Source organism: Chryseobacterium sp. SC28 (assembly GCF_003932955.1).
GTDB lineage: Bacteria > Bacteroidota > Bacteroidia > Flavobacteriales > Weeksellaceae > Epilithonimonas.
Window position 1 is genome coordinate 22,100 of the sequence record NZ_QOVY01000025.1, and the last position, 10,041, is coordinate 32,140.

At 40.0% G+C, this 10,041-nt stretch carries 10 protein-coding genes; 5 read left to right on the forward strand and 5 right to left on the reverse strand.

Annotation, left to right across the window (positions count from 1 at the left end; all coding sequences use genetic code 11):
• Positions 1-35 precede the first annotated feature (35 nt).
• The 4 genes from DTW91_RS11560 to DTW91_RS11575 all read left to right on the forward strand — a co-directional run bounded on the left by DTW91_RS11560 (position 36) and on the right by DTW91_RS11575 (position 4,186).
• On the forward strand, positions 36-1,145 hold the full coding sequence (locus DTW91_RS11560) for an NAD(P)-dependent alcohol dehydrogenase (protein WP_125203520.1): 1,110 nt from the start codon (positions 36-38) through the stop codon (positions 1,143-1,145).
• 70 nt (positions 1,146-1,215) lie between these two features.
• The gene (locus tag DTW91_RS11565; RefSeq protein WP_125203521.1) at positions 1,216-2,640 is read left to right on the forward strand and encodes an aldehyde dehydrogenase family protein; all 1,425 of its coding nucleotides are present in this window, start codon (positions 1,216-1,218) and stop codon (positions 2,638-2,640) included.
• Positions 2,641-2,684: 44 nt separating this feature from the next.
• Positions 2,685-3,446: an SDR family NAD(P)-dependent oxidoreductase gene (locus DTW91_RS11570; protein WP_125203522.1), complete on the forward strand. Its 762-nt coding sequence runs from the start codon at positions 2,685-2,687 to the stop codon at positions 3,444-3,446.
• Between the two features lie 263 nt (positions 3,447-3,709).
• Positions 3,710-4,186 (forward strand): SixA phosphatase family protein, encoded by a 477-nt coding sequence (locus DTW91_RS11575; RefSeq protein ID WP_125203523.1) that lies wholly within the window; start codon positions 3,710-3,712, stop codon positions 4,184-4,186.
• A gap of 80 nt (positions 4,187-4,266) precedes the next feature.
• On the opposite strand, the gene alaS is transcribed toward DTW91_RS11575, so the two are convergent.
• The 3 genes from alaS to queG all read right to left on the reverse strand — a co-directional run bounded on the left by alaS (position 4,267) and on the right by queG (position 8,925).
• Positions 4,267-6,870, reverse strand: a complete 2,604-nt coding sequence (gene alaS, locus DTW91_RS11580) for an alanine--tRNA ligase (RefSeq protein WP_125203524.1) — start codon at positions 6,868-6,870, stop codon at positions 4,267-4,269.
• A gap of 225 nt (positions 6,871-7,095) precedes the next feature.
• The gene (locus DTW91_RS11585) at positions 7,096-7,773 is read right to left on the reverse strand and encodes a TIGR02117 family protein (protein ID WP_125203525.1); all 678 of its coding nucleotides are present in this window, start codon (positions 7,771-7,773) and stop codon (positions 7,096-7,098) included.
• A 228-nt stretch (positions 7,774-8,001) separates the two neighbouring features.
• Complete coding sequence (queG, locus tag DTW91_RS11590; RefSeq protein ID WP_125203526.1) at positions 8,002-8,925, reverse strand: tRNA epoxyqueuosine(34) reductase QueG; 924 nt, start codon at positions 8,923-8,925, stop codon at positions 8,002-8,004.
• Between the two features lie 146 nt (positions 8,926-9,071).
• Here queG and DTW91_RS11595 point away from each other — a divergent pair, with 146 nt between their 5' ends.
• Positions 9,072-9,359, forward strand: coding sequence for a rhodanese-like domain-containing protein (locus DTW91_RS11595; protein ID WP_125203527.1), 288 nt, complete (start codon positions 9,072-9,074; stop codon positions 9,357-9,359).
• Between the two features lie 67 nt (positions 9,360-9,426).
• On the opposite strand, the gene DTW91_RS11600 is transcribed toward DTW91_RS11595, so the two are convergent.
• Together DTW91_RS11600 and DTW91_RS11605 are read right to left on the reverse strand one after the other, a co-directional pair.
• Positions 9,427-9,591, reverse strand: coding sequence for a phosphatidate cytidylyltransferase (locus tag DTW91_RS11600; protein ID WP_125203528.1), 165 nt, complete (start codon positions 9,589-9,591; stop codon positions 9,427-9,429).
• Between the two features lie 83 nt (positions 9,592-9,674).
• Complete coding sequence (locus DTW91_RS11605; protein WP_125203529.1) at positions 9,675-9,881, reverse strand: hypothetical protein; 207 nt, start codon at positions 9,879-9,881, stop codon at positions 9,675-9,677.
• Positions 9,882-10,041: the final 160 nt, after the last annotated feature.

Genomic DNA, 10,041 nt, shown 5'->3' on the forward strand with positions numbered 1-10,041 from the left:
ACACAAAATTTTTTGATTTAACAAACTTTTTTATTATGAAAATTAAAGCAGCAGTGCTGAACGCACCACGTGAAGAATTCAAAATTACAGATGCACAATTGGATACAGAATTGCATCCAGAGGAAGTATTAGTAAAAATTGTAGCTACAGGCTTATGCCATACGGATATATCAGTCCGAGATATGCAAATGCCTTTTCCGTTTCCTTCTATTTTAGGACACGAAGGAGCGGGAATTGTAGAAAAAATAGGAAGTGCCGTTACAAAAGTTCAGGTGGGCGACCACGTTGTGCTGGCACCAGCCAGTTGTGGAAAATGTACCTATTGTAAAGACGGTCACCCTGCTTATTGTGAGCAGTTTTTCCCACTAAATTTCGGCAATGGGCATCGTGCAGATGGTTCTTGTCCTTTTCACGGTGAAAACGGTAAAGAACTGAACACTTTTTTCTTTGGTCAATCTTCTTTCGCTACCTATTCCCTGATTGCAGAAAACAATGTTGTTAAAGTTAGCAAGGATATTAATTTGGAAATTTTAGGTCCTTTGGGCTGTGGAATTCAAACTGGTGCCGGTGCAGTGCTCAATGTATTGCAACCGCGTCCAGGACAAAGCATCGTAATCTTTGGTATTGGTCCTGTAGGTTTGTCTGCCCTGATGGCGGCTAAAGCATCGGGTTGTACCACCATCGTTGCCGTAGATGTACACGATAATCGCCTTGAACTTGCCAAAGAATTAGGCGCAACACACACTATTAATAGCCGAAATGAGGTAGTTTCTGAAGTTGTTACCCGAGATATTGCACCTGGAGGCTTACACTATGCCTTTGACACTACTGGCCGAAGTGAAGTAATTGAACAAGCTATCTTATCGCTTCGCTATATGGGACGTTGCGCTTTGGTAGGTGTATCGGTAAAAGAAAAAATGGAAATTACCTACAACAACTTGATGATGGGAAAATCTATAGAATTTGTAATCGAAGGAGATAGTGTCCCAGATCTATTTATTCCAAAATTGATCAATTTGTACCAACAAGGTCTCTTCCCGTTTGATAAATTAATTAAATTTTATGATTTCGAAGATATTAACCAAGCTGTTGAAGATTCAGAATCTGGAAAAACATTAAAGGCTATTTTACGTATGCCTCAATAAAGAAAGATTATGTAGCTATTTGTAATCATTACAAAATTTAAAATTAACCTAATAGACAAAATAGAACATTATGGAAACAGCAACACAGGGCATAGATTTTGCCCAAAAAATCCGAAATGTCTTTGATGCGCAAAAAGTGCATCAACACGTTATAAAACAAACCTCCGCTGAAGAGCGAATCGAAAAATTAAAAAGATTCCGCGAGACGGTTTTGAAGTACAAAGAAGAAGTAGCTGAAGCACTTTATGCAGATTTTCAAAGACCACGCGTGGTAAGTTATGCAATCGAGGTGGGCACCTTAATTAACCACATTGACTATACAGTTGCCCACGTAGCAGAATGGTTGCAGCGCGAACCCATTGAGGCCGCTTATCAACCCCCAACAGGTTTCAAAACGGAAATTGTTTATGAGCCTAAAGGTGTCGTTTTGATAGTTGGTCCTTGGAATGTTCCTTTTTTCCTAACACTCTATCCTCTCATATCAGTAATCGCAGCTGGTGATACAGCAATCATCAAACCATCAGAACTTACGCCAAACCACAGTGCGCTGCTAAACAAACTTATAGCCGATTGCTTTGATGAGAACGAAGTTACAGTAATCGAAGGTGGAGTTGCAGAAACTACAGAATTACTCAAACTGCCATTTGATCATATTTATTTTACAGGCAGTCCGAAAGTGGCAAAAATTGTAATGAAAGCTGCCGCAGAAAATCTGAGTTCTGTAACTTTAGAACTGGGCGGCAAAGCACCTGCTATTATCCACGAATCTGCAGATTTGGACAAGGCTGTTTTCCGTATTATCAAAGCAAAGGCATTAAATGCTGGGCAAATTTGTATGGATACCGACTATGTCTTGATACCAAAAAGTATGGAAAAAGCATTTATAGAAAAAACCAATACCTACCTCAAGGATGCTTATTATACTAAAGGAGACTTTAATTATGATGATTACGACCAGATTATCAATGTACCGAATTTCAATCGTTTGAAAAGACTTTTTGATGACGCAGTTGCCAAAGGAGCCAATGTAGAAGTTGGAGGTATTTTTGATGAAAAACTTCGCAAAATACAGCCTACATTATTGACAAACGTTTCTTTGGACTCAGCTATTATGAAAGAAGAAATTTTCGGACCACTTTTGCCAATCATCACTTATGAAAGCAAAGAAGAAATTGTAGAAATTATACGCGCCATTGAAAAACCCCTTGGTCTGTATGTTTTTAGTAACGACAGTGAATTTACTGAGTATATTATTAGTCATACCACTTCAGGAGGTGTCACCGTAAATGATCTGATGACGCACGCCTTTGACCCTGCAATACCATTTGGTGGTGTAAATGAAAGTGGTATAGGAAAAGGATATGGAAAATTTGGCTTTTTGGAAATGACCAATGCACGTGCAGTGGTCTATCAATCACCAGATCTTCCGAATGACGAATTTTTCAAACCGCCTTATGAAGGCAAAGCCGAAATCATCCTTGGTTCATTGAAATAACAAAAAAATTATTTAATAATTCATCACCATTAAAAATAAATTGAATGACAAGATTAGCAAACAAAGTAGCCGTTATCACCGGAGGTTCTGGTGCTATAGGTTCCACAGTGGCCAAATTATTTTTAGCCGAAGGCGCAAAAGTAGTAATAGTAGATATTAATGAAGATGCTCTGAGCAAAGTAGCATCAGACCTAAACAGTCCCAATCTGAGCTATATTGCGGCAGATGTTACAAAAGCAAGTGATGTAGAGAAATATGCGCAACATGCGGTAAACACATTTGGAAAAATAGATGTCTTCTTCAACAATGCAGGCATAGAAGGTGTTGTAAAGCCACTTACCGAATATCCTGAAGACGAGTTTGACAAATTAATCAACGTCAATGTAAAAGGTGTATGGTTGGGTTTGAAATATGTGTTGCCACAGATGAATGACGGTGGCAGCGTTATCAATACTTCATCTGTTGCAGGTCTTATGGGAACTGCTAATATGATTGCTTATACCGCTAGTAAGCACGCCGTGATTGGGATTACACGAACCGCAGCATTAGAAGCAGCGCCGAGAGGAATCCGGGTAAATTCCGTTCATCCCGCTCCTGTTGACAACCGTATGATGCGTTCCTTGGAAGATGGCTTTGCACCTGGAGCAGGCGAAACGGTGAAAAAGAATTTTGAAGCCTCTATCCCGTTAGGAAGATATGCCAATAATGATGACATTGCAAAAGGAGTTTTGTTTTTAGCTTCCGACGAAAGTCAATTTATTACTGGCAGCAAGCTAGTCATTGATGGCGGAATGAAAATGGCATAAAAATATCCTTATTGAAGATAATTATTCCCAGGTGCAGATGTTGCGCTTGGGATTTTTTAATTTACAGAAAAATTGAGGAAAAAAATGTGCATTTCATAAGAAAAATTACCAAAAAACTCTATTAAAATTAGGTTCAATTTTTAAATGCACAAATGAAGACAAAGTGATGGATAGCTAATAAAAATAAAAAAATTCTTTTGTTATAAAAAATTGTCACAGTGACACTTTTTTATTAATTTTAAATTATTATTAATTATTTGTTGATGAAGACACTTTTACTTGTACGGCATGCCAAAAGCGGCTGGCCGGAAGATGTTGATGATTTTGACCGCCCACTCACCGAGTTGGGGATGACCAATGCTCCAAAAATGGCTCGCTTTTTAAAAGAAAAATCAATCAGCATCGACGCATTTATATCCAGTCCGGCAAAAAGGGCTTTGCAAACTTGCGAATTGTTTGCCGAGGTTTTTCAGAAATCTTTTTCTACAGATGCCTCATTGTACAACCCCCGAGAGCGAAATTTTGAGAAGCTGATTGTGGAATTAGACGATTCTATCCAGTCCGTAGCGCTATTCTCCCACAACAACGGGATTTCTAACTTTGCTAATTCTTTAACCGACGAGATCGTAAATCTTCCGACTTGCGGCGTTGCTGGTTACGAAATCGATTGCGAGAAATGGAGCGATTTTCCGGCTGCGCCAAAGAAGTTTTTATATTTCTACTCGCCCAAGAATTTTTGAAGCAATAAGGTCTTTGATCAATCAATTCATTAAAAAAACGCTCTAAATTGGGCGTTTTTTTTACGTTTGAGACTGTTAACTTAAATCTCCAAAGCCTTCTGGTAAGCATTCTCAACGCCGGCGAGATTCTTTCCGCCAGCCGTTGCAAAACCGGGATTTCCGCCGCCGCCGCCTTGGATTTCTTTTGCCAGCTCTTTCACAATATTTCCGGCATGGTAAGTGGCTTCTAAATCTGAGGAAACGCCGACAGTTATCATTGGTTTTTCGCCGGCATCGGAAATGATGATGATGACAGAATTAGGTGTTTCCTTTTTCAGCCGGAATACGATATCTTTCACAGAACCAGTATCCAGCGAGGTTTTTTTTACTAATAATTTCTTGCCGTTTTTGTCTTGGAAATCATCTTTCCAATTTTGGATTTCGCCTTTCGCTTTTTCTTTTTTTAAGAAATCGATTTCCGACTTCAACGCTGCATTTTCTTCCAGCAATTTCTCAATAGATTTGACGATATCTTTCGATTTCAATAATTGAGAAATCACCGAAAGCTGCGTTTCCAAATTCCTGAAATATTCTTCCGCTTTGTCGCCGGAGATGGCTTCGATTCTACGGATGCCTGCCGCTACAGAATTTTCGGAAAGTATCTTGAACCGGCCAATTTCGCTTGTGCTCTTCACGTGCGTGCCTCCACAAAGCTCTTTCGACGTTCCGAACTGGATCATTCTCACCGTATCGCCGTATTTCTCACCGAAAAGTGCCATTGCGCCTTTATCCAAAGCATCCTGAATCGGAATGTTTCTGAACTCTTGAAGTGCCAAATTCTCTTTGATTTTTTGATTTACTTTTTCCTCTACCAAAGCCAATTCTTCATCCGTCAGCTTACTGAAATGCGAGAAATCAAAACGGAGATAATCCGGGCCAACATAAGAACCTTTTTGCTCCACGTGCGTTCCCAAAACCTCTCTCAAAGCCGCGTGTAGCAAATGCGTTGCCGAGTGATTGGCCTGAGAATTTTTTCGGTCGGCGGCGTTAACTTTTGCATAAAAAACTGCGCCCGCATCTTTCGGAAGCCTGTTAATTAAAGAAATAATCAATCCGTTTTCCTTCTTGGTTTCCAAAACCTGCAAACTTTCGACTGCATTTTCGAGAACGCCTTTGTCGCCTACTTGTCCGCCACCTTCTGCATAGAAGGGCGAATGGCTCAAAACGATCTGATAAAATTCGCCGTCTTTATTTTCTATTTTTCTATATCTTGTGATGTAAGTTTCGGATTCTAAAACATCGTAACCCACGAAGGTTTCAGGCTTTTCTTCCAAAACGACCCAATCATAAACCTTGGCTGCGGAATCTTTTTTGGAACGTTGTTTCTGTTTCGCCATTTCTGCTTCGAAACCGGCTTCATCGATGGTCAACCCTTTTTCTTCCGCAATAATTCTCGTCAAATCATCGGGGAAGCCGTAAGTATCGTACAACTCAAAAACGTCTTCGCTTGGCAAAACTGTCTGGCCTTCGGCAATCGTTTGCTGAATCAATTTTTCAACGCGGATCAAACCGTTTTCGATGGTTTTAAGGAAAGATTCTTCCTCGCTTTTGATCACTTCTGTCACCAAAGTTCCTTGCTTCTCGAGTTCCGGGAAAAATTTTCCCATTTGATCTTGAAGTACCGCAACGAGCTCAAAAAGGAAAGGTTCTTTTCTGTCCAAAAATCTGTAGGCATAGGAAATTCCTCTTCTCAAGATTCTTCTGATCACATATCCTGCCCCGCTGTTGGAAGGCAATTGTCCGTCTGCAATGGCAAACGAAACCGCACGAATGTGATCTACGACAACGCGGATGGCGATGTCCTTTTCGTCGTTTAAAATTCCGGTATATTTTTTACCCGAAAGTTCTTCAACTTTAGCGATCAAAGGGGTAAAAACATCGGTGTCGTAATTGGATTCTTTGTGCTGAAGCGCCATACACAGCCGCTCGAATCCCATTCCTGTATCAATGTGTTTCGCAGGAAGGTTTTCCAGAGTTCCGTCCGCTTTTCTGTTGAATTGCATAAATACGAGATTCCAGATTTCAACAACTTGAGGATGATCGTTATTCACCAATTCCAGGCCGGAAACTTTCGCTTTTTCTTCATCATTTCTCAAGTCCACGTGGATTTCGGAACAAGGCCCGCAAGGTCCGCTCGCTCCCATTTCCCAGAAGTTATCTTTCTTGTTTCCGTTGATGATTCGGTCTTCGGAAATGAATTGTTTCCAAAGATCGTAAGCTTCGGTATCGCGTTCCAGATTTTCTTTTTCGTCGCCTTCGAAAATTGTAACATACAGATTGTCTTTCGGGATTCCGTAAACTTCTGTCAGTAATTCCCACGCCCAAGTGATGGCTTCTTTTTTGAAATAATCGCCAAAACTCCAGTTTCCCAACATCTCGAACATCGTGTGATGATAAGTATCGCGCCCGACATCGTCTAAGTCATTGTGTTTTCCGGACACTCTGAGACATTTTTGGGTATCGGCAATTCTGGAAGATTTCGGTGTTTTGTAGCCTAAAAAATAATCCTTGAACTGCGTCATTCCGGAGTTGGAAAACATCAGCGTTGGGTCATCTTTTAGAACGATTGGCGCAGACGGAACAATAAGATGTTCTTTGCTTTTGAAAAAATCTAAAAATTGCTGTCTTATCTCTTGTGAAGTCATTGATAGTTGTCTGTTGTTGGTTCTTGGTTGATGGTTTTGATTATCAACTTTTGGTTGGCAAATTTAATTAAATAAAGTCATTTTCAGGCCGTTTTTATAGGCTGAAAATTCAAATTTATGTTGACATTGCGGCCGGGATAGGAAGGGCGCGAGCGTAGCGAGCGGTCCCGAGGCACTCGGGACGGCACCCCTGGATAGCCCGAATTGTCCGCCCAAAATAGTAAACTATTGATAATGCCAGAAAATTCCAAAATCCGTTGGCGTCCATAAAGCCGCTTTTTGCCCGGCAACTTTCAGTCCGTCGTTTGCCCAAGTGTTGCACGTGTAGGTGAAGTTGTAGCGGCCTTTTGCATCGTAGAACGCATCATTGTTTCCGTAGACGGCGTTGGTTTTTATGAACTGGTAATTTCCTGCCGAATCCTTATCAAATTTATCATCGATGAATTTGATCAAATCTTGATATTGTTTTTCGGTCAGCATTATTTTTTTGCAGTCTTCGTTTTCTTTCATTTCAGTGTAATAAGTGCAATGCATCGCAGATTCGCTGAGCCAAAAGGCAGCTTTGAACGCCGTCGAAAATTTGAGATCTGCCCAAGTGGGCGTATCGAGGTAAAAACCCTTGTCGCCCCAGCCAAAGGAAATCCATTTTAGATTCTCTTCTTTCGATTTGGTATTGCTGTAAGGCAATTTTACGCTCCAATTGATGAATTTTGTGTGGACAGGAACGACCAAATCTGTGTGAACACCGTTGGTAAGGATGTAGGCTTCAATGATTTTTGGATCACCGGTTTTCTCTGCGGGAACGGGAATTAGCGGTATCGAAATGGCCAGAATAATGTATAAAAAAACGGCTCCCAGTATGAAGCCGATAGTTTTTAAAGTTAGAATTAATATCTTTCTCATCATTTGCGTTTCTCGAATCGTGCGAACTATAAAGATAATAAAAAAATCGATATACAATCGAAATGTTAATTTTTTTTAATATTTCTTGGTTTTATTGGAAATTATTCTCAAATTTAATATTGAAAATCAACCACAATATGCCGAAAAACCGTAAATCCAACAAAAGACAAAAAATCCGAGTGAAAGTTGCGCCCAAAAGACTTCAAAAAAGAAAATAAGAAAAAAGAGCTATTCCGACAGGAAGTCGATATTCCTTTTTAGTCCGGAAAACTTCGTTCTCATTACCGCCGACTTTTTGAAAACCGAGGAAAATATTTCCCGGGTAATGTCCTTCCACTCTTGTTTTGTGAAATTTTTGACTGCAGAGTTGGGTCGGAATTTTTCTTCCAAAGTTGGCGCTGAAAAGCGGTTCCACGGGCAGACATCCTGACAAATGTCGCATCCAAACATCCAATCTTCCATTTTGTCCTTGAAGAAATCCGGGATCTGATCCTTCAACTCTATCGTGGCGTAGGAAATGCATTTGCTTCCGTCGATGACTTTGTCGGCAACGATGGCTTTCGTGGGACAAGCATCAATGCATCGGGTACAGCTTCCGCAATGATCTGTTACGGGAAAATCTTCAATTAACTCCAAATCGCAAATGATCTCTGCAAGGAAATAAAAAGATCCGTTTTTCTTGGTTATCAAGTTAGAATTCTTCCCGACCCAGCCAATGCCCGATCTTTTAGCCCAAGCCTTTTCCAAAACCGGCGCCGAATCTACAAAAACCCGAAAAGCAAACGCGCCAATTTCCTGCTGAAGTTCGGCCACCAAATTTCTGAGTTTTTCTTTAATTACCTCGTGATAATCTTCGCCATAAGCGTATTTTGACAATTTGAAGTCAGCGTTATTTTGCTGTTCTGCCGGGAAATAATTGTAGCTGAGCGATACGACCGACTTGGCACCTTCTACCAACAGTCTGGGATCGAGGCGTTTGTCAAAATGATTTTCCATATAATGCATCTCGCCGTGGAAATTGTTTTGCAGCCATTGCTCCAAATGGGGCGCTTCTTCCTCCAGAAAATCGGCTTTGGAAATACCGCAGGATTGAAATCCAAAAGCCACGGCTTTGGATTTGATCAAATTGCTATATTTCTCTTTGGTGTCCATTTAGCTTGCAAAATTACTGTTAATAATTTTATCGCCAAGTGTTCGCCTGCGCTAAATGATTTTCTGATTTTTTATCAACAAGTACCCAATATTTTAAAAATTTATATTGTAATTTTGTTTGAAATAAAAACGTTAAAAATAAAATTATGGCTTTAGAAGATGTCTTAAGAGCAGGAAATTATCACCTAATCGATGTGCGCGAACCGTTGGAACTGGAAATGGACGGCCATATCGAGGAAGCTCAAAATATCCCTTTGGGAGAGCTGGAAGACCGTAAACAGGAAATCCTGAATCTGAACGGAATGAAAATCTTCTTTTGCAGATCTGGGAACCGATCGGGCAAGGCGGTGGAATATTTCAAATCGGAAGGGATGACTGATGTTTACAACGGGGGAGGCTATAATGACTTGAAGGCAGCATTGGAAAATCTTTAAAAAACTTGTCCCAAAGTGCGAAAGCATACAAAACAAATGCGTCCCGAGGTTTTTTCGAGACGCTTTTTTAGTTTTTACTCCTTGACAATAACCAAACTACCAAAGCTACGACCGCGACCACTAGGATAATTCCCCACCACATTCCGGCTTCGAAAATGGTTTCGACGGCCTCGCAGCTTGTCAGCATTCCCGCTAATAAAAAGAGCGAAACAAAATTGATAAAATTTTTCATAGTGTTAATATTTTATTAAGGAATTCAAATGCTGCGCCAAAGTGGATTTTGAATAAAGAAAGCCACCGATATGATGGCTTTCTTTATGCTTTTGTAACAGATTTTTCGGTAGATTTTCTGGCTTGTCTTTCTTCCAATTTCTTCACGACATAACCAATGATAAACGGTGCTGCGTAAGTCAAAATGGTTTTAATCAATCTTGGGTTCATAATTTTAAATTTCCGAGAAAATTGCAATAAGTGCGCCATTTTGGAAATGAGATTTTCTCTCGTAGTTTTAGGTTTTTGCATTTTTTGTAATGCATCAAAAAAAAGATGAGCTCCTCGCCCATCCTTTCTTATTTAGTCGTTCCTTAACAAAACCCACTATTTAATTTATTTTTAAAAACAGGATTAGAAAACAGCATAATTTGTATCTTATAAAATAAGAAAATAATTTTCTGTTTCAGTA

Excerpts from the sequence above, each read along its gene's own strand:
- DTW91_RS11560 (WP_125203520.1), top strand. The coding sequence starts at position 36 with ATGAAAATTAAAGCAGCAGTGCTGAACGCACCACGTGAAGAATTCAAA.
- DTW91_RS11565 (WP_125203521.1), top strand. The coding sequence starts at position 1,216 with ATGGAAACAGCAACACAGGGCATAGATTTTGCCCAAAAAATCCGAAAT.
- DTW91_RS11570 (WP_125203522.1), top strand. The coding sequence starts at position 2,685 with ATGACAAGATTAGCAAACAAAGTAGCCGTTATCACCGGAGGTTCTGGT.
- DTW91_RS11575 (WP_125203523.1), top strand. The coding sequence starts at position 3,710 with ATGAAGACACTTTTACTTGTACGGCATGCCAAAAGCGGCTGGCCGGAA.
- alaS (WP_125203524.1), bottom strand. The coding sequence starts at position 6,870 with ATGACTTCACAAGAGATAAGACAGCAATTTTTAGATTTTTTCAAAAGC.
- DTW91_RS11585 (WP_125203525.1), bottom strand. The coding sequence starts at position 7,773 with ATGAGAAAGATATTAATTCTAACTTTAAAAACTATCGGCTTCATACTG.
- queG (WP_125203526.1), bottom strand. The coding sequence starts at position 8,925 with ATGGACACCAAAGAGAAATATAGCAATTTGATCAAATCCAAAGCCGTG.
- DTW91_RS11595 (WP_125203527.1), top strand. The coding sequence starts at position 9,072 with ATGGCTTTAGAAGATGTCTTAAGAGCAGGAAATTATCACCTAATCGAT.
- DTW91_RS11600 (WP_125203528.1), bottom strand. The coding sequence starts at position 9,591 with ATGAAAAATTTTATCAATTTTGTTTCGCTCTTTTTATTAGCGGGAATG.
- DTW91_RS11605 (WP_125203529.1), bottom strand. The coding sequence starts at position 9,881 with ATGCAAAAACCTAAAACTACGAGAGAAAATCTCATTTCCAAAATGGCG.